Raw genomic sequence first — 18,532 nt, 5'->3', positions numbered from 1 at the left:
ACAGGATCGCCCCACCATGCGAGTCATAGAAGGCTCGGACGCAATTCCGCCCGAGGCCCGAGGCGCTGTTCTCGCGATCGGAAACTTCGATGGCGTGCACCGCGGCCATCAAATCTTGATCCAGCGGACCATCGAAGAGGCGCGGCGATTGGGGCGCCCTGCTGGCGTGCTGCTCTTCGAGCCGCATCCGCGCGAATTCTTCAGGCCCGACACGCCGCACTTCCGCCTGACGCCTCTTCCCGAAAAGCTCGACGTGCTCGGCGATCTGGGTCTCGATCTCGCCATCGTTTTGCCGTTCGACGCGAAGCTTGCAGCCCTCGAGGCCAACCGCTTTATCGACGAGATTTTGGTCGGTGCCCTCGGCATCGCCCACGTCGTGGTAGGCTATCATTTCTTCTTCGGGCACAATCGATCGGGCTCGGCGGAAACGCTGCGGGCCGCAGGAAAAACGCATGGCTTCGACGTGACCGTTATCGAACCTGTCGCCGCGGGCGGCGAGCCATTTTCCTCAACGGGAATCCGCCTCAAGCTGGCGGAAGGGGACGTCAAGAGCGCGGCCGAGTTGCTCGGACGGCCCTGGAGCGTGCGCGGATCCGTCATCGGCGGCGCGCAGCGCGGGACAGGCCTCGGGTTTCCGACCGCGAACGTGGCGATGGCGAAGGGTACGGCGCTCGGACATGGCATCTTCGCCGTTCGGGCGACGCTCGACGACGGGCGGGTTCTGGACGGCGCCGCCTATCTCGGCACGCGCCCGACGTTCGACGACGGCATGCCGGTGCTCGAGGTTTTTCTGCTCGATTTCGCCGAGCGGATCTACGGACGCACCATCGAGGTCATTTTCATCGACAAGGTTCGTAACGATCGCAAGTTCGCGAACGCGGACGAATTGGTGCGACAGATGGAGGAGGATTGCGCCAAGGCGCGGGCCATCCTCGCCGCCTCACCTCCGGCGGCAGGGCCGCCGGCGCAGCCTAAGCCAGAGGCGAAGCAAACCTGATCATTCGGGTCTCTCCCCGGCGTGCCGCACGCCCAGAGCACGTTCACTCATCCTGGAACGTTGGCACGCTCGGCGGCCCGCGCTCGCCCGGCTTGCGGCCGGCGGGGCCGAGCTTCATCGCCTGGCGGGTCCCATCCGGCAGCGCCAGGGTCACGTACTCGCATTTTCTCTCGAGAGCGAGGATCGTGTACAGAATGCGCCGTCCGGCATCCTTGCCCTCAGCGATCAGCTCAGCGTCCATAGGACCGGCATGATAGGTGCACGCCTCGGTGCCGCCGGCGATCTTCTTATTGGGTACTTTCTGGCCGTCCAGCGTTAGCGCGGCGACGACGATCGCGGCGACGATGATGCCACCGGCGAGGAGAGCCTCGTACTTCATGGCGACCTCCGTCCGCTGCCGGCCCGGGCCACTTCATGATTAAGGGCCGGGCGCACGATTCTTTTACGGCCGAGCCGTACCATCGCAGGCTGGAGCGAAGCGTACCTCGCTCCGCTGCGCATGGAGAGTTGCAGATGCGAATGACAGCAGGGGTCCTGACGGCGGCCGCGATCCTGCTCGTCGCCGACGCCGTGGCACCCCTGTCCGCAGGCGGTCGCCGCGAAGGCCAGCCAAACGCGCCGACGCGTCACGAGAGGCCGCAGATCAGCATCGAGCCCTATATCGATCTTTCGCGGCGCCCGCGCACCGACGTCGATGCCCCGGATTTCATCATGGGCGAGCTCGACCGATGCAGACAGGCCGGCATGCACCGGATCGTCGACTGCCTCCGCCCTAATCATCGGCCTGTGATGATCCGACGCCTCGAAGCTTGCGTAGCTTCGGAAACGATCCCTGACGATCCGCGCCGGGTGGAAGCGTGCCTCCCGCCTCAGCGCGTGCGTTAGGACTTTTCTCAACTTTCCCGTCCACGCGCCACCACACGGGCGGCCGGATGCAAAAGGCGCGACCGATAATCTGGCCGATCACCCACCCCTTGTTTCGTCCCGCCCCAATCGTCATAACTCCTGCCAAACTCCGCCCCGGATCCTTTCAGAGGCCCCACAGATGTCGACCCGCCAGGATGGGGCTCAGAGCCCGCTCGCGCGTTCCCGCGACGATCTCGTCGCCTGGATCGCGGCCGGCGAAAAACCGCGAGACGCTTGGCGCATCGGCACCGAGCACGAGAAGTTTGTCTTCTATACGGAAACGCTGAAGCCGGTGCCCTACGAGGGTGAGCGCGGCATCCGGGCGCTCATGGAGCACCTGATGACCCGCTACGATTGGGAAGCGATTTTCGAAGGCGAGACCATCATCGCGCTCAAGCGGCCGGATGGGCAGCCGGGCGGCACGATCAGCCTTGAGCCCGGCGGGCAGTTCGAGCTCTCCGGCGCGCCGCTCCAGACACTGCATGAGACCGCCGACGAGACGGATCAGCATCTCCAGGAGGTGCTCGATGTCGGCGAGGATCTCGGCATCGGCTTCCTCGGCGTCGGCTTCTCCCCGAAGTGGACGCTGGCCGAGACGCCTCACATGCCCAAGGAGCGCTACGCCGTGATGACCCGCTATATGCCGAAGGTCGGCAAGCGCGGGCTCGACATGATGTACCGTACGGCAACCATCCAGGTGAACCTCGACTTCGAAGACGAAGCCGACATGGTGAAGAAGCTGCGCGTCAGCCTAGCACTGCAACCGATCGCCACGGCCATGTTCGCCTCCTCGCCGTTCACGGAAGGCGGCATCAACGGGATGAAGTCGCTCCGGAGTGAAGTCTGGCGCGAGACCGATCCGCAACGCACCGGCATGCTGCCGTTCATGTTCGAGGGGGGCGCAGGCTATGAGCGTTATGTCGAATACGCGCTTGATGTGCCGATGTACTTCGTCTACCGCAACGGTCGCTACATCGATGTCGCCGGCGCGTCATTCCGGGATTTCATGGCCGGCAATCTTTCCGCCTTGCCCGGCGAGCTTCCGACCCTCGACGATTGGTCTGACCATCTGACGACGCTCTTTCCCGAGGTGCGGCTCAAGCGCTTCCTCGAGATGCGCGGCGCCGACGGCGGACGCTGGCCACGCATCTGCGCCCTCTCGGCCTTCTGGGTCGGACTTCTCTACGATGCCGAGGCGCTCGATGCGGCGTGGGATCTCGTCAAGTCATGGACGGCCGAGGAGCGCCAGGGCCTGCGCAACGCCGTTCCGCGCGAAGCGCTCGCTACGCGCTTCAGAGACGTGACCGTGCAGCATCTCGCGCAGGAGGCTCTCGCGATATCACGCGCTGGCCTTACCAATCGCCGCCAGTTCAACGCCAAAGGCCAGGACGAGAGCGTCTATCTCGACTCACTGGACAGCCTCGTCCGTTCCGGGCGGACAGCAGCGGATGAGCTGATCGCGCGCTTCGAGGGCCGGTGGCACGGCTCGATCGACCGCATCTTTGCGGAGTTTTCCTTTTAGCGCGGTCAGAGCAACGAATCGGGATCGCTGGCGGTTGCGGCCCTTGCGGTTATGCCAGCGGCGGATTCACGTTTTCATGGCAACCGGTTTGCCGGGTAGACGCGCGGTCGGATAGATAAAGGCCCCGGAGGCGCTTCGTGATGCCGCCCGGATCGGAACCGGCCGTGTGGCGCTCCAGAGCCGTTCCAGTTTAGGTGGAACCGGGGAGCGGCTCTAAGCTTTTATTCAGCCGTGCCTCTTATCGAAAACCGGTGCCCACTTTTCCGGAAGCACACTAGGTCCGGCTTGACGACCGGTTCAGCTGGCGTTCATCGTGCGCAGGCCACACTCCGCGGCGCGCAAGGCGTTCCATCGGACAACGGGAAAGACCCGAGGAGAGGAGGCCGCTCCGTGAGCCGAGCCATGCGATACGCAATCGCCACCCTGTGCTTCGGGGCGTTTTCTGCTGCCCTGCCTACACTCACGTCGGCCAACGACTGCGCTCAGCGCTGCTATGCCCAGGAAAATTCCTGCCGCCGGGCCACCAAAGACAGCCCACGCTGCGGAGCGGAGCTCACCCGCTGCCTGCAATCCTGCCGGGCGAAGCGGTAGCCCGTCCTCGCGCGATACTGCCTATCCCCGCCACCGGGTCCTATGGCGGTAGCGGGCTTCTTCCGTAGTCAGATCACCATGTCCACTGGATGCCTGCGCGGCCGCCGATGACGTTACCGGCGCTATACGTCTTATATTCGGACCAGCCGGCACCGACGGAACCGTCGATGGCAAGCCGATCGCCTGTCGAAAGACAGTTGCGGCATAGGACACCGATGGCGCTGATGGCCGCAGCGTTGCCATCGCCATCAAAGTTGCCCCAGCCCACTCTGACGCCGAAGGACTCGCTCGTCGTAAGCGAGGGTGCTTCGGCCGCAAGCGCGAGCGCTACGCCAGCCTGTAGCTTAGCGATAGCCTTGAACGTATCGCCGTTATCGGAGGCGAGATTTCCGTTGGCGTCGGTCGTCAGGAGCTCAAGCGGCCCTGATTGCCGACTCCGGCTGAGGTCGGACGTGATGCCGGGGGTCGTGTAGGTCTGGGTGCTCAAACCCAACATCACCTGATTGTCGTACGTCGTGCTCGCGCCCGTTCCGAGTGCGGTCGAGTTGACATGGCCCGCGTTGACGGTAGCTCCGCTACCGAACGCGCTGCTGTTGCTCGCAAGCACCCTCGCATCATGACCGACGGCGATATCGCTGGAACCGCCTGCAAATGCTCCGGCGCCGAGAGCGATCGAATTCGACCCTTGCGCGACAGAGCCCGTTCCGACGGCGACGGCGTTCGTCTCCGTGGCATCGGCATCGCCGATCGCGATGGAACCGACGCCGGAGGCCTCCGAACTCGCGCCCATGGCCGTTGCGCTCGCTCCCGATGCCGTGGAGGCCGTGCCGACGGCGGTCGAATCGACACCGCTCGCCGTCGAGGCTCCGCCGTATGCGGAGGCGCCGTCAGCGCTCGTGACCGAGAAGGCGCCGCTTGCCGTGCCGCCGATGGTGCCTGCGGTCACAGCGGCGCTGTATCCGTTGGCCGTACCGAGGGTCGTCCCAGCGACCGAGGAGAACGCGCCCGTGGCCGATGAGCCGACGCTGTAAGAGGCATCGGACTCGAATCCGCTCGCGAGCGAGTAGGCGCTGAAGTTCGTATTCGAGAGGGCGCCGGTCGACGTTGAGCCGAGAGAGAAGAAGGACGACGCTCCCGCGCCTGTCGCGGTTGAGTCGATGCCGACAACAGTAGCTCCTTGCCCGATCGCCGTCGCGTTAGAGCCCGCGGCGGCCGCTGCGTCGCCCATTGCAACGTTGCCGTCTCCGGCCGCCTCCGAGTTGCGTCCGATGGCTACGCTTCGATTTCCGTCGATCGACGCGTTATCGCCGATGGCGATGTTCTCGTCCCCATCCACGTCAATGCTGTTGCCAATGGCGACGTTCTCGTTGCCTTCGACATTGTTATCAGCACCAGACACCTGATTGCGGTCGCCATGGACGCTGTTGTCGACACCGGTCAGCTGATTCTGGTTTCCGGCTAGCTCGTTTCTGTTGCCAACGAGCTGGTTGTCATCGCCGTTCGTGTAATTGTCGTTGCCAACGACGCTGTTTTCGCTGCCGATGGTTTCATTCGGGTCGCCCGCAACGAAGTTGTTGCTGCCGTCGATTTCGTGTCCGATGCCGAGCGCGGTGTTGCCCGAGCCGTTGATGATCTTGATGCCGCTGCCGATGGCCGTGTTGTTGCCGCCGGCTCCCGTGTCGTTTCCGGTGCCGATGGCGATGTCATTCTCGCCGCCTGCATGGGAGCCGTCGCCGATGGCGACCGAACTCGCGCCCTCGGCGTGAGAATTGCCGATGGCGATCGAATTCTCGCCTTCGGCATTCGCACCGGCGCCGATCGCCGTCGCGCCACCACCCGTCGCGCTCGCACCGGTGCCCAGTGCGGTGTCGTTCGCGTTTTTTGCTTCCGCGTCGTTTCCGATGGCGATGGCATCGATATGCCCGGTTTCAGCGAGAGCACCGGAGCCCGCACCGGACAGCGCGCCGCCTCCCAACGTAATGCCAGGAGCGTAGCTCGTGCCGTCGGGGTTGCCGATGCTGATGGCACCGTCAAATGCGGAGATGCCCTGACCGGCAGCGATGTTCGCGTGGGCGAGAACCGTGCCGGTGAACTCAGCTTCGCAGCTGGGCAGCGTTGCGGCGTAATCGACGAGATTCTGTGCCTCGTGGCTGAAGACCTGTCCTGCAATCTGAGATGCAACGCCTGCTGCATCTAAGCCCAATCCCGCGATCTCCGCGCCAAGGGCAACAGTCTCTGCCGTTGATCCGCCGGCCAGAACACCGGCCGCAGCGGCAGCGGTTGCAAGTCCGGGAGCAGCCGCCCCTGCCACAACGACAATTGGCGCCGCTCCCGCTGCCGCAACTCCCAAGCCCGCCGCCATCGTGGCGTAAGCTCCGGTCTGAACACCTGCGGCAACTGACTGTGCGGTCACAGCAGCGATCGAGGCTGCCAAGCCGGCAGCGCTCGACGCGAGACCAACATCGCCGGCGATGATTGCGTTGCGATAGGCAGTGTTGGTGGCATTGGTGAATTGCTCGGCACACTGGCCTGTCCCGCCAATGTCATCTTTGCCAAGCTGTGGCGAACTGGTCACCAGATTCTGTAGTGGACTCGGCTGGCCTGGCGATACTGGGATGCTCTGCGCGCCGGCCTCAGTCGACCCGGTGGTCGACAATATCGCGCAAATTGCCAAAGCACTCACAACCGAGGACAGAGGCTTTCCGCAATAAAGTGTCCGCTCCTGCGAGTATCCCCTCGAGCACATGATACGCAACTCCACAAACCCCTACGCGGTCTGTGTTTTTCGCCCTTTTGCGCCTAAAGGCGTGAACCCCGAAAAGGACCGAAGATGCAACGTCACGACACACTTCGCACACAACTTCTCCACAAACCGTCCACATCTAGGGCACGCACCTTGACGCAAATCAACGCATCCGATGTGATCGGACGATTAATAGCTTGTTAACTGTTGCCGATGCGATACAGAGCCACCCGATCTCTCGGCACCCTCGCAGGCAAGCGCCGCTATTTCTTGGCGCCCTCAACAGCAGGCGAGCGTTGCGTCGCGATGTTGATACCGTAGAGCAGCCATTCGCCTTTGACGCTCTCGAACAGCATGTCGAACGAGACGCGCTGCGGAACCGTGTCGAAATAGCCGGTGAGCCGCAGCATGCCAGCAGGCGTCACCGCCGGCGGCGCAAGCATCTGGGGCGTGAAAAACAGAACCGGAGACAGGTCGAACTTCGATTTTCTAAGCTCCGCGAAAACGTCGGCGAGCTTCTTTGCGCTGTTGGCTTCCTTAAAGCGCGGCGAGCCCAGATCGCGCAAAACCGTGTAGTTGTTGGTCTTGTTGGCCTGATTGACCGCTATCACCGTCGAGCGGATCATCATGTTGGCCTTGAAATCGTCGGGGGGCTTGATGTCCTGCGCCAGGCTGCTGCCCGCCAAGGTCACCCCAGCGACGATCACCATTACCGCGTGACGCATCATGAACGCCGCCCGCCTTTCGCAAGACTGTCTTCTCGGCAGGGCTTCATAACACCGGCTGGGGGCCAGTGGAATTGCGGACGCTAGCCATGGCGAGCCGCGTTAACCCAGGCGGCGGCGGAACTCCTCATAGCCGAAGGTGCGCACCACCTCGTAGCGGCCGTCCTCGTGCAGCATCGCGAGGTCCGGCAGAGGCGTGCCGTTGAAGGTCGTGTTCTTCACGAACGTGTATTGCATCATGTCGCCGAACACGATGCGAGAGCCGGCGGTGAGAGGTTCGGCAAAGGAATACTCGCCGATCACGTCGCCGGTCATGCAGGTCTTGCCGCCGAGAATGTAGTCGTGCGCCAGCACACCCGGTAGTTCCGCGCCGAGCACGGGCGGCGTGTAGGGCACCTCCAACACGTCGGGCATGTGCGTCGAGGCGGAGGCATCGAGGATCGCGATCTCGCCGTCGTTGCGGTGCAGGCCGATGACGGTTGCGACGAGGTAGCCGGCGTCGACGATGAGCCCCGCTCCCGGCTCGAGGTAGACCTCGAGGCTGAACTCGGCACGGAATGCCTTAAGGGCAGCGATTAGCTTGCCGACGTCATAGCCCGGCTTGTTGATGAAGTGGCCGCCGCCGAAGTTCACGGCCTTCACGCGCTTGAGGTATGGCGCGAAGTCGCGCGCCACATGCTCGATCAAGCCGACCGATCCATCGGCCAGAGACTCGCACAGCGCGTGCACGTGGAAGATGTCGATATCGTCCCACGGGAGGCGATCGATCTCGGCCGCGGTCGTGCCGAAGCGCGAATTCGGCGCGCATGGATCGTAAAGCGCACCCCCGAGCGTGGCGTTAGAATAGCCCGGGTTGATGCGCGCACCGATCGCGATGTCCGAACGGCCTGAGCCGCGCACGACGTCCGCCACGTGCACGGCCTGCTCCGGCGAGTTGGCGTAGATGTGATTGGCGATGCCGGTGAGGCGCGCCACCTCGCCCTGCGCGTAAGCCGGCGCATAGACGTGCACTTCCCGGCCGAACTCCTCGCGGCCAAGACGCGCCTCGTACTCGCCCGAGGCGGTCGTGCCGTCGAGCACGTCCACCATCAGCGGAAAAGCGGCCGGCATCGCCCACGCCTTGGTGGCCAGCAGCATCTTCACGCCTGCTTCGCGCTTGATGCGGGCCGCAGTCGCGAGATTTCGCTTGAGCGCCGCTACGTCGAGCACGTAGGCCGGCGTACGGATGTCATGAGGAAGTTCCGGGATCATATGCGCGCTGCCTCGGAAGGGAGATCGTAAAGCGCGCTATATGGCATCCTCGGCCTTTTGTCGCCAGGGCGGATCATTCCTGGTCCGGATAGGCGCAGGAGAGCCGCTGCGAACCGCCGGCAACCGCCTGCCGACAAACGGTGCCGGGCCTCAGTGTGAGGCCGCGGGCGGGTCGGTGTAGAAATCGAGATCGTCCTGGATGTTCTGCGCGGCGATGCGCCAGTTGCCCGGAGCGTGCGTGCCGCCCGCCGCGTGCGCGGCCCCGTTCTGGTGCTGGTTGCCGTTTGTCTGCCCTTCGGCGTGCGCCGGACGCGCATCGGCTTCGATCGCCGTTAGCGGCTCGCCCGCCGAGACTGGGATCGTGCACAGACGGCCGGCGAGATGCTGCAGCTCAGTCAGGATCGCGGCGCGGCGCACCTCGTGATGCGCAGTCACCTGGCGGATCTCGGCGAGGAGCTTCTCGTCCACGTGATTGAGTGCGGCATCGAGCGCGCGGATGAGCGCCTGCTCCTCCTGAGTGCTCTCGGCGATCCGTCGGTGCATTTCGGCGAGCTTCTGAGAAAGATGAGCCATTCTATCCCCCGTAGTATCGAATCACAGCGTTAACGCTCGGTGAATTTTGTGATTCAATTGAGGACGGGCAACGCTGGAATTGACGCAATCTGCAGTATTGAGACTGCAAAATTATTCCATCGTCAGAGGCCTTTTCTTGGGCTCAGACCGAGAAGAAGTGCGATGCATTCATAGATCACGCTGCGCCGGTCATCATCACGGGCGCGGCCCGCGCTTACCCGGCGGCGTCGTTACGGCAGTGGCCGAATATCGCACACATATGGAAAAGCCCGGAGCGAGAGCGCTCCGGGCCGATTTTCGAGCCGTTCCATTTCAAGAGCGAGTTGGAGTTAGCCCTTGACGGAGAAAAGCTCGGCCTGATCGGCCGGCGTGATCTCCTTCACGTGCCAGGGGAGACCCTGCTTCGCGAGCTCATCGAGGAACGGCTTCGCCGGGAACTGCTCGACGTTGAACACGCCCTTGCCGGTCCAGGCGCCGTTGAACATCTGCATGGCTCCCACGACGGGAGGCACGCCAGTCGTGTAGGAAACGGCCTGCGCCCGCGTCTCCTTGAAGCTCTCGGCGTGGTCGCAGACGTTGTAGATCAGCACCGTCTTCCGCTTGCCGTCTTTGGTGCCATCGATGACGCAGCCGATCGACGTCTTGCCCGTGTAGTTCTCGCCGAGCGACGAGGGCGGCGGCAGAAGCTCCTTCAGGAACTCCATCGGGATCACGGGCGTGCCCTTGTACATGACGGGATCTATGCGCGTCATGCCGACGTTCTGCAGCACGTCGAGATGCTTGATGTAGTTGTCCGAGAAGGTCATCCAGAAGCGGATCTGCTTCAGGCCCTTGATATGGCGGACGAGGCTCTCCTCTTCCTCATGATAGATCAGGTAGCTCTTGCGCGGGCCAACCTCCGGATAGTCAATCATGGTCGAGATGGAGAGCGGGTCGATGTCGATCCACTCGCCGTCTTTCCAATACTTTCCGCGCTGCGTGACCTCGCGCAGGTTGATCTCGGGATTGAAGTTGGTGGCGAAGGCCTTGCCGTGGTCGCCGGCGTTGCAGTCGATGATGTCGATCGTGTCAATGGTGTCGAACAGGTGCTCCTGCGCGTAGGCACAGAAGACGTTCGTGACGCCCGGATCGAAGCCGCAGCCGAGCACCGCCATGATGCCCTTGTCCGCGTACTTGTCGTGGTAGGGCCACTGCCACTCGTACGTGAATTTCGCCTCGTCGCGCGGCTCGTAATTGGCGGTGTCCATGTAATGCACGCCCGTCTTCAGGCACGCATCCATGATCGGCAGGTCCTGGTACGGCAGCGCCATGTTGATCACGAGATCGGGCTTGACCTTCTCGATCAGCGCCACGGTCTCGTCGACGTTATCGGCATCGACCTGAGAGATGTCGATCGGCGTCTTGCAGAGCTTGGCGACCTTCTCGCAGCCCTCGAGGCGCCGCGATGCGAGATGCACCGTCCTGAAAACATCGCGGTTCATCGCGCACTTCTGCGCCGTGACCGAACCCGCAGCACCGGCCCCGATGATGAGAACGCTGTCCAAGATGAAGCTTCCTTCCTGCATGAAAGACCAAACGAAAGCGCGTCCGCGTGCGATCAAATCCTTCGCTCGCCGCGAATGCGCTCCATCTCGCTATATGGGAACCTGACTGCGATTGCTACGCAAGCTCATGCTCGCCTCGCAACGGCCCGCACCCAGGCAGCACGCGTGCGCAATAGGGCACAAGCCCTGGGATTTCAACAAGTCTCAGGCCCCTGGGCGCCGGATGAGCGAAGGTATTTTTTCGAGCCTAAGCACCGCTCCGTCAAAAAAGCTTCATGCCCGGAGGCAACGGCAAACCGCCGGTCACCTCGGACATCTTTTCCTGCAGGCCCGCCTCCACCTTGGACTTGGCATCGGCCGCCGCGGCGACGATCAGATCCTCGACGATCTCGGCCTCCTCGGGCTTGAGCAGCGACGGGTCGATATTGACGCGCCGCATGTCGCCCTTGCCCGTGAGCGTGACGGAGACGAGGCCACCGCCCGCGGTGCCGGTGACCTCCATGGCGGCCAATTCCTCCTGCAGGCGCTGCATGCGCTCCTGCATGTCCTTGACCTGCTTCATCATGCCCATCAGATCCTTCATCGATCCTCCTGCGGTTCGCGTCTCTGCGTAAAGCGTTTCTGGCTGAAGCTAGTGCATTTGGCGGCGGAGCGCATCGCGTTATCGACACACGGCCGCAGGCCGGCGCCTTGTCGGGGCGCCCTTTGATTGCGCTTCTTTTCCGGAAGCCCTCCAAACGAACAAAAAAAGGCCGGGCTAGGCCCGGCCAAATCGCGTCCTGAATATGGGAGAAGGCGCGCGTCTACGTCTTTATTCTTTTTATCCGTACGTTCGTCCGTCCTGGCGCCGAACCCGAGCTTGCGGGCAGCGCGATTCGGCGCGCTGACGACGAGCATAGCATTGCTCTTCACGCCCGGAAAAGGATGACAGGGCTCGCAGGCGCAAATCGGGAGCAATTCCCGGGCTATGTACCGCGCGCCAGCCGGGGATCATCCCGTGGCGCTATCGTCGTCGCGCGCGAGCGGCCTCCGAGGAACAGCGGACACCTCCGCATCGGGGAAAGCCGCGAGCACCGTTGCGATTGCAGGATGACGCTTCAAGGCCGCGATCTCCTGCTCCTCGCGCTCACGGCGCACCTCGCCGAGGCTCCGCTCGCCCGGCGTCTTCGAAAGCGCAACGATCCAGCGCCGGCCTGTCCATTTGTTGAGTTTTTCGCGCAGATCGTTGGCGAGATCGGGCGCGGCTCCCGGCAGCAGAAACAGATCGATGGCGCCAGCGGTCCCGTCGAAGCGAACGAGGCTCACCTGCTCCTCGAGCGCGATCCTGAGCTTGACGTCCCGGCGATCGCCAGCGAGCGCGGCCACGTCGGCGAAGGTTGCCAGCGGGCGCAACGAGATGCTTGGCGCCGGGGCGGACTCACCAGCCTCGTCGTCCAGCAATTCCTCGTCGGGCTCGGATGCGAAATCGAAACTGGCCGGATTCTCGGATTCATCCAACGATGGCGCACGGGCGGATGGCGCGTGCGCGGCTTGCGCCGTCGGTGCCGGCTCCGCGGGCTCGGCCGGTTTCCGATCCACTGGCTCGCGACGCGTCGCCGGAGCTCCGCCTAGCATGCGGATGACCTCGTCCGGAGGCGGCAGGTCGGCCGTGTGTGCGATGCGGATCAGAACCATCTCTGCGGCGGCCAGCGGATTGGGGGCCTTGCCGGCCTCCTCCAGCCCCTTGAGGAGCATCTGCCAGAGCCGCGCCAGCAGCGCCATGGAGAGGCGGTCGCCGAGCGCGGCGGCACGGCGCTTCTCATCCTGCGCCAGCCCCTCTCCTGCCGCATCGGGCCCCACGGCTTTGATCCGGGCCGTCACGTGGACGGCCTCGGCGAGGTCGGCCAGAACCTGCACCGCGTCGGCGCCGTCCTGGAAAAGATCATCGAAAGCGGCCAGCGCCTCCGCGATCCGCCCGCCGGCCAGCATCTCGAGAAGGTCGAAGATGCGCCCTCTGTCCGCGAGCCCGAGGAGCGCGCGAACGGACGCTGCGGTCACTGAGCCGCCAGCCGCACCGAGCGAAGTCGCGATTGCCTGGTCGAGAATGGAGAGCGCATCGCGCACCGAGCCTTCCGCGGCGCGCGCGATCATCAACAGCGCATCGTCCTCCGCGGCGGCCGCCTCGTTGGCGGCGATCGATTTCAAGTGCGCGGCCAGGCGCGGAACGTCGACGCGGCGCAGGTCGAACCGCTGGCAGCGCGAGAGCACCGTCACCGGAACCTTGCGCACTTCCGTCGTCGCGAAGATGAACTTGACGTGGCCCGGCGGCTCCTCAAGCGTCTTCAGGAGCGCGTTGAACGCGCCCTTCGACAGCATGTGCACCTCGTCGATGATGAACACTTTGGTGCGTGCGGAAAGTGGACGATAGCGGGCGCTTTCGATGATCTCGCGAATGTTGTCGACGCCGGTGTTGGAGGCGGCGTCCATCTCGATGACGTCCGGGTGCCGGCTCTCCATGATCTCGATGCAATGGCGGCCAGGGGCCGGCATGTCGATCGTGGGCTGGTCGACGGTTTCCGTCTCGTAGTTGAGGGCACGGGCCAGGATGCGCGCGGTGGTCGTCTTGCCGACGCCCCGCACACCGGTCAGCATGAAGCCGTGCGCGATGCGGCCGGAGGCAAACGCGTTGCGCAGCGTCTGCACCATCGTTTCCTGGCCAATCAGATCGTCGAAGGTCTGCGGGCGATACTTGCGAGCAAGAACGACATAGGGCTTCGCCGGCACCGCCTCGGCGCCCGCAGCCGCGTCTCTGCTTTCTGATTTCCTGTCAGCCATCCCGCCCCGCCTTTGCGCTCAACGATAGGGGAACGGAGGCGCCACTGTCAGCCTGGATGGGCCGGGGAGCGTCTTGGGGAAACCAAGTGACGCTTGGATGCGACCCGGCAATCCTGGCGTGGCATGCTCCGCATGGACTGCGCCGCGCCCCGTCTCTTTGCCAAATGTCTTTGCCAAGCCAAGCTGCGCTTGGACGCGGAGCAAAGCTATGCTTGGGAAGCACCGAATCGCTTCCGGCGGTCCGATCAGCGAACGTGAGCGAATTAAGAGGCTGACGAACGACCCGCGCACCTGTCGTTAGGGCTGCTTCCTTCCGGACCTGACCCGGTTGGCGACGTACTCGTCCGCCGCCAGCCTCCGAGCCGAATATGACGTCTCGGCGAGGTTGTGGCAAGGCTTGGAGCACTCCGGTGTGGACGGCCCCAGCAGGTCGCGGCTCCCTGGCTCTGTGAACGGCTATCAGCGCGCGCATAACGCGCTCCGCGATCCCTTCCGGCACCAATGCGGCAAATGCCCGGGGAGCGTCTTGCCGTTTGTTGCTCCAGATCAAGAAACTCCTGCAATACGCGTGCATAGCGTGTGATCGGTCGCGGGGTGCGCGCTTGCTTTCGCGATGCAATAGACGTAGGGAACGGGCAACACTCGAGCGGGGGAGTGCCTGGAGAGTTCCCGGACGATCAGGGTTTGACCCGGATCATCCGTGCGCAGCCTCCGAGCCCCGCGCTGTTCCGTTTTGGGGAGCCAGCATGGCCGTCCGCCGCCTCAGTCCTGATCAGCCGCGCGACTTCGCCTTCACGCCTGAGAACCTCGCTTGGGCACAGGAGACGATCGCCAAATATCCGCAGGGCAAGGAAGCCTCCGCCATCATACCGCTTTTGTGGCGCGCACAGGAGCAAGCCGGCGGCTGGCTGCCGGAGCCCGCGCTGCGCCACGTGGCGGATATGCTCGGCGTCGCCTATATCCGGGCTTATGAAGTGGCGACCTTCTATACGCTGTTCCAGCTTTCGCCCGTGGGCGCCAAAGCGCATGTGCAGGTCTGCGGCACCACGCCTTGCATGCTCAGGGGCGCGGAACAGCTGATCGATGTCTGCAAGCGGCGCATTTCGGAGCGCCCACACGAGCTGTCCGAAGACGGTGATTTCTCGTGGGAAGAGGTCGAGTGCGTCGGCTGCTGCGCCAACGCGCCTATCGTCCAAATCTGGAAAGATACCTACGAGGACCTCACTCCCGAGGCGCTGGATAAAATTCTGGGTGCCTTTGCCCGCGGCGCTCAGCCGCAGACCGGTTCCCAAATCGGGCGGCAGACGTCAGCTCCGGAGGGACCACCGACGTCGCTTACCGATCCTTCGCTGTACGACGGATCGACGCTGGGCTCCTGGCGGTCACGCTTCCCCGAACTCGAGGACGGCGCCTCGCCCTCGACGACGTCTTCTGACGAGAAACTCAAAGGGTAAGCATCGCTATGCTGCTCGAGGATACGGATCGCATTTTCCGCAACCTCTACGGGTTCCATGATTCGGGACTCAAGGGGGCGATGGCGCGTGGCGCCTGGGATGGCACCAAGTTCTTCATCCAGAAGGGTCACGACTGGATCATCTCCGAGGTGAAGACCTCGGGGTTGCGCGGCCGCGGCGGCGCGGGCTTCCCGACAGGGCTCAAGTGGAGCTTCATGCCGAAGGCGGACGCACGCCCCTCCTACCTCGTCATCAACGCCGACGAGAGCGAGCCGGGCTCCTGCAAAGACCGCGAGATCATGCGCAATGATCCGCATCTCCTGATCGAAGGCGCGCTGCTCGCCGGCTTCGCGATGCGCGCTCACACGAGCTACATCTATATCCGCGGCGAGTTCTTCCGCGAGCGCGAGCGCCTGCAGCGGGCGATCGATGAGGCCTATGAGGCGCGCCTGATCGGCAAGAACAACGTTCACGGTTGGGATTTCGATCTCTACATCCACCATGGCGCCGGCGCCTACATCTGCGGCGAGGAGACGGCTCTGCTCGAGAGCATCGAAGGCCGCAAGGGCCAACCTCGCCTCAAGCCGCCGTTCCCGGCCAACGTGGGCCTCTACGGCGCGCCGACGACGGTCAACAACGTCGAGAGCATCGCCGTCGTGGGCGATATCCTGCGCCGCGGCGGGCATTGGTTCGCGGCGCTCGGCCTGCCGAACAATACCGGCACCAAGCTGTTCCAGATCTCGGGGCACGTGAACCGGCCCTGCGTGGTCGAGGAGGAGATGGGCATCCCGCTGCGCCAGCTCATCGACGAGCACTGCGGCGGCGTGCGCGGCGGCTGGAACAACCTGCTGGCGGTGATCCCGGGCGGCTCCTCGATGCCGCTCATTCCGGCGGAGCTCTGCCAGGACCTGACGATGGACTTCGACAGCCTGACGAAGCTCAAGTCCGGCCTCGGCACGGCCGCTATTATCGTGCTCGACAAATCGGCGGATGTGGTCAAGGCGATCACGCGGATCGCCTACTTCTATAAGCACGAGAGCTGCGGGCAGTGCACCCCCTGCCGCGAAGGTACGGGCTGGATGTGGCGGGTTCTCGAGCGCATGTCGCGCGGAGAGGCGCAGAAAAGCGAGATCGACAAGCTGTTCGACGTCTCGAAGCAGATCGAAGGCCATACGATCTGCGCGCTCGGCGATGCGGCCGCCTGGCCGGTACAGGGGTTGATCCGTCATTTCCGCCACGAGATCGAAGCGCGCATCGACGCCTATCAGGCGGCGCACAGGCAAGCGGCGGAGTAAGGCTGAGACCATGCCGAAGCAGCTCATCATCGACGGCAAGCTGATCGAGGTGGAGGACGGCATCACGCTTTTGCAGGCGTGCGAGCTGGCCGGTGCCGAGATTCCGCGCTTCTGCTATCACGAGCGTCTGTCGATCGCCGGCAACTGCCGCATGTGCCTCGTCGAGGTGCAGGGCAGCCCGAAGCCGATCGCGTCGTGTGCCATGGGCGTCAACGACCTACCGCCGAACAAGGACAATTCGCCGAAAGTCATCTCCACGCAGAGCGCCTCCGTCAGAAAAGCGCGCGAAGGAGTGATGGAATTCCTGCTCATCAATCACCCGCTCGACTGCCCGATCTGCGATCAGGGCGGTGAATGTGACCTGCAGGACCAGGCCATCGCCTACGGCTCGGGCGGCTCGCGCTTCGCAGAAAACAAGCGCGCCGTCGAGGAGAAGTATCTCGGCCCTCTGATCAAGACGGCGATGACGCGCTGCATCCACTGCACGCGCTGCGTCCGTTTCATGACCGAGGTGGCGGGCGTCGAGGAGCTCGGCGCCATCGGCCGCGGCGAGGACATGGAGATCACCACCTACCTCGAGCGTGGCATCCTCTCGGAGATGAGCGCCAACGTGAACGATCTCTGTCCCGTCGGCGCGCTCACGCACCGACCGTGGGCGCACAACGCGCGGCCGTGGGAGCTGAGAAAGACCGAGAGCGTCGACGTCATGGACGCTGTGGGTTCGGCGATCCGCATCGATACGCGCGGGCGCGAGGTGATGCGCATCCTGCCGCGCAACAACGACGCCGTGAACGAAGAGTGGATCTCCGACAAGACGCGCCACGTGGCGGACGGCCTGCGGACGCAGCGCCTCGACCAGCCCTATATCCGCCGCAACGGCCGCCTCGAGCCCGCGACTTGGCCGGATGCGCTGGCCGCCGTGGCCGAGAAGCTCAAGGGCGCTTCCGCCGCACGCATCGCCGCCATTGCCGGCCCGCTGGCAGGCGCGGAAGAGATGTATGCGCTCAAAGACCTCTTCCAGCACCTCGGCTCGAAAAACGTCGACTGCCGCGAGGACGGCGCCAAGCTCGATCCGGCACTCGGACGGGCAAGCTACGTCTTCAATACGACCATCGAAGGCATCGAGCGCGCCGACGCGATCCTGCTCATCGGCAGCAACCCGCGCCTCGAGGCCGCCGTGCTCAACGCGCGCATCCGTAAGCGCTGGCGCCAGGGCGGGCTCACCGTCGGCGTCATCGGCGAAGAGGCCGACCTCACCTATCCTTACGAGTATCTCGGCGCGGGCGGACAGACGCTGGCCGAGGTCGCTGACGGCAAGCACGCCTTCGCCAAAACGCTCGCCGAGGCCAAGGCGCCGATGGTGATCGTCGGCGCTGGCGCCATCGCCCGCGAGGATGGACGCGCGGTGCTGGCCGCAGCCGCCCGGGTGGCGGCCGGCAAGGATGCGTCGTGGAACGCGTTCAACGTGCTGCATACGGCGGCTTCGCGCGTCGCCGGGCTTGACCTCGGCTTCGTGCCGGAGACGCCGGACGCAACCGGTGTCGAGAGCTTCGTCGCGGCAGCCGAGAAAGGCGAGCTGGACGTCCTGTTCCTGCTCGGCGCCGACGACATCGACATGAGCCGGCTCGGCAAGACGTTCGTCGTCTACCAGGGAAGCCATGGCGATGCCGGCGCGCACCGGGCCGACGTGATCTTCCCGGGCGCGGCCTATGCCGAGAAGAGCGCCACCTACGTCAACACCGAGGGCCGTGCGCAGATGACAGCGCGGGCCGCCTTCCCGCCGGGCGACGCCCGCGAGGACTGGACCATCATCCGCGCGCTGTCGCCGCTCGTCGGGCACACGCTCCCCTACGACTCGATCAACGTGCTGCGCGCCGCCATGTACCGCCACGCGCCGACGCTGGCCGCGCTGGACCGCGTGACGGCCGCGCCAGGCGACGCCATCGCCAGCCTGGCGAACGGCACGGGCACGCTCAAGGACGAGCCGTTCCGCAACGCGATTCACGATTTCTACCTGACAAACCCGATCGCGCGCGCTTCCGCCGTCATGGCCGAAATGAGCGCCATCAAGAAGGCCGCCGGCAAGCAGTCCGGCCTGGCCGCGGCCGAATAGGAGC

General features: G+C 64.4%; 14 protein-coding genes and 1 other RNA gene. 6 read left to right on the top strand and 9 right to left on the bottom strand.

Annotated elements, in window-relative coordinates:
* Window positions 1-16 precede the first annotated feature (16 nt).
* Entirely contained in the window at window positions 17-997 is a 981-nt protein-coding gene (locus V7P99_RS04620; protein WP_333793610.1) for a bifunctional riboflavin kinase/FAD synthetase, read from the top strand.
* A gap of 43 nt (window positions 998-1,040) precedes the next feature.
* On the opposite strand, the gene V7P99_RS04615 is transcribed toward V7P99_RS04620, so the two are convergent.
* Window positions 1,041-1,376 (bottom strand): hypothetical protein, encoded by a 336-nt coding sequence (locus tag V7P99_RS04615; RefSeq protein ID WP_333793609.1) that lies wholly within the window; start codon window positions 1,374-1,376, stop codon window positions 1,041-1,043.
* A 140-nt stretch (window positions 1,377-1,516) separates the two neighbouring features.
* Here V7P99_RS04615 and V7P99_RS04610 point away from each other — a divergent pair, with 140 nt between their 5' ends.
* Together V7P99_RS04610 and V7P99_RS04605 are read left to right on the top strand one after the other, a co-directional pair.
* Complete coding sequence (locus tag V7P99_RS04610; protein ID WP_333793608.1) at window positions 1,517-1,882, top strand: hypothetical protein; 366 nt, start codon at window positions 1,517-1,519, stop codon at window positions 1,880-1,882.
* 160 nt (window positions 1,883-2,042) lie between these two features.
* A complete protein-coding gene (locus V7P99_RS04605) occupies window positions 2,043-3,425 on the top strand; it encodes a glutamate--cysteine ligase (RefSeq protein WP_333793607.1) in 1,383 nt (460 codons plus the stop codon).
* A 664-nt stretch (window positions 3,426-4,089) separates the two neighbouring features.
* Here the strand turns inward: V7P99_RS04605 and V7P99_RS04600 are convergent.
* From V7P99_RS04600 to ffs, 8 genes are all read right to left on the bottom strand, one after another.
* Window positions 4,090-6,591, bottom strand: a complete 2,502-nt coding sequence (locus V7P99_RS04600; protein WP_333793606.1) for a hypothetical protein — start codon at window positions 6,589-6,591, stop codon at window positions 4,090-4,092.
* A gap of 431 nt (window positions 6,592-7,022) precedes the next feature.
* Entirely contained in the window at window positions 7,023-7,487 is a 465-nt protein-coding gene (locus V7P99_RS04595) for a hypothetical protein (protein ID WP_333793605.1), read from the bottom strand.
* A 99-nt stretch (window positions 7,488-7,586) separates the two neighbouring features.
* Window positions 7,587-8,735, bottom strand: a complete 1,149-nt coding sequence (locus tag V7P99_RS04590; protein ID WP_333793604.1) for a carboxynorspermidine decarboxylase — start codon at window positions 8,733-8,735, stop codon at window positions 7,587-7,589.
* A gap of 150 nt (window positions 8,736-8,885) precedes the next feature.
* Window positions 8,886-9,308 (bottom strand): hypothetical protein, encoded by a 423-nt coding sequence (locus V7P99_RS04585; protein ID WP_333793603.1) that lies wholly within the window; start codon window positions 9,306-9,308, stop codon window positions 8,886-8,888.
* 329 nt (window positions 9,309-9,637) lie between these two features.
* Complete coding sequence (locus tag V7P99_RS04580; protein ID WP_333793602.1) at window positions 9,638-10,852, bottom strand: saccharopine dehydrogenase family protein; 1,215 nt, start codon at window positions 10,850-10,852, stop codon at window positions 9,638-9,640.
* 262 nt (window positions 10,853-11,114) lie between these two features.
* Window positions 11,115-11,435, bottom strand: a complete 321-nt coding sequence (locus tag V7P99_RS04575; protein WP_333793601.1) for a YbaB/EbfC family nucleoid-associated protein — start codon at window positions 11,433-11,435, stop codon at window positions 11,115-11,117.
* 407 nt (window positions 11,436-11,842) lie between these two features.
* The gene (locus V7P99_RS04570; protein WP_333793600.1) at window positions 11,843-13,666 is read right to left on the bottom strand and encodes a DNA polymerase III subunit gamma/tau; all 1,824 of its coding nucleotides are present in this window, start codon (window positions 13,664-13,666) and stop codon (window positions 11,843-11,845) included.
* 263 nt (window positions 13,667-13,929) lie between these two features.
* Window positions 13,930-14,025: signal recognition particle sRNA small type (gene ffs, locus V7P99_RS04565), an RNA gene on the bottom strand.
* Window positions 14,026-14,412: 387 nt separating this feature from the next.
* On the opposite strand from ffs, the gene nuoE reads away from it, so the two are divergent.
* The 3 genes from nuoE to nuoG are packed head-to-tail and all read left to right on the top strand — an operon-like array spanning window position 14,413 to window position 18,528.
* Window positions 14,413-15,120 carry an NADH-quinone oxidoreductase subunit NuoE gene (gene nuoE / locus V7P99_RS04560; RefSeq protein WP_333793599.1) on the top strand — a complete coding sequence of 236 codons (708 nt, stop codon included), beginning with the start codon at window positions 14,413-14,415 and terminating at the stop codon, window positions 15,118-15,120.
* A gap of 11 nt (window positions 15,121-15,131) precedes the next feature.
* A complete protein-coding gene (gene nuoF, locus V7P99_RS04555) occupies window positions 15,132-16,415 on the top strand; it encodes an NADH-quinone oxidoreductase subunit NuoF (RefSeq protein ID WP_333793660.1) in 1,284 nt (427 codons plus the stop codon).
* Window positions 16,416-16,425: 10 nt separating this feature from the next.
* Window positions 16,426-18,528 (top strand): NADH-quinone oxidoreductase subunit NuoG, encoded by a 2,103-nt coding sequence (nuoG, locus tag V7P99_RS04550; RefSeq protein ID WP_333793598.1) that lies wholly within the window; start codon window positions 16,426-16,428, stop codon window positions 18,526-18,528.
* Window positions 18,529-18,532 lie beyond the last annotated feature (4 nt).

The organism is Hyphomicrobium sp., from assembly GCF_036780825.1.
In the GTDB taxonomy this organism is placed as follows: Bacteria; Pseudomonadota; Alphaproteobacteria; order Rhizobiales; family Hyphomicrobiaceae; genus Hyphomicrobium_C.
Note: the sequence above shows the minus strand (reverse complement) of the source record. Positions and strands in the feature narration are given on the sequence as shown.

What these genes read in the sequence shown, in the direction of transcription:
- V7P99_RS04570 (WP_333793600.1), bottom strand. Translation starts at nt 13,666, where the DNA reads ATGGCTGACAGGAAATCAGAAAGCAGAGACGCGGCTGCGGGCGCCGAG.
- V7P99_RS04590 (WP_333793604.1), bottom strand. Translation starts at nt 8,735, where the DNA reads ATGATCCCGGAACTTCCTCATGACATCCGTACGCCGGCCTACGTGCTC.
- nuoE (WP_333793599.1), top strand. Translation starts at nt 14,413, where the DNA reads ATGGCCGTCCGCCGCCTCAGTCCTGATCAGCCGCGCGACTTCGCCTTC.
- V7P99_RS04620 (WP_333793610.1), top strand. Translation starts at nt 17, where the DNA reads ATGCGAGTCATAGAAGGCTCGGACGCAATTCCGCCCGAGGCCCGAGGC.
- V7P99_RS04595 (WP_333793605.1), bottom strand. Translation starts at nt 7,487, where the DNA reads ATGATGCGTCACGCGGTAATGGTGATCGTCGCTGGGGTGACCTTGGCG.
- V7P99_RS04585 (WP_333793603.1), bottom strand. Translation starts at nt 9,308, where the DNA reads ATGGCTCATCTTTCTCAGAAGCTCGCCGAAATGCACCGACGGATCGCC.
- V7P99_RS04605 (WP_333793607.1), top strand. Translation starts at nt 2,043, where the DNA reads ATGTCGACCCGCCAGGATGGGGCTCAGAGCCCGCTCGCGCGTTCCCGC.
- nuoG (WP_333793598.1), top strand. Translation starts at nt 16,426, where the DNA reads ATGCCGAAGCAGCTCATCATCGACGGCAAGCTGATCGAGGTGGAGGAC.
- V7P99_RS04575 (WP_333793601.1), bottom strand. Translation starts at nt 11,435, where the DNA reads ATGAAGGATCTGATGGGCATGATGAAGCAGGTCAAGGACATGCAGGAG.
- V7P99_RS04615 (WP_333793609.1), bottom strand. Translation starts at nt 1,376, where the DNA reads ATGAAGTACGAGGCTCTCCTCGCCGGTGGCATCATCGTCGCCGCGATC.
- V7P99_RS04610 (WP_333793608.1), top strand. Translation starts at nt 1,517, where the DNA reads ATGACAGCAGGGGTCCTGACGGCGGCCGCGATCCTGCTCGTCGCCGAC.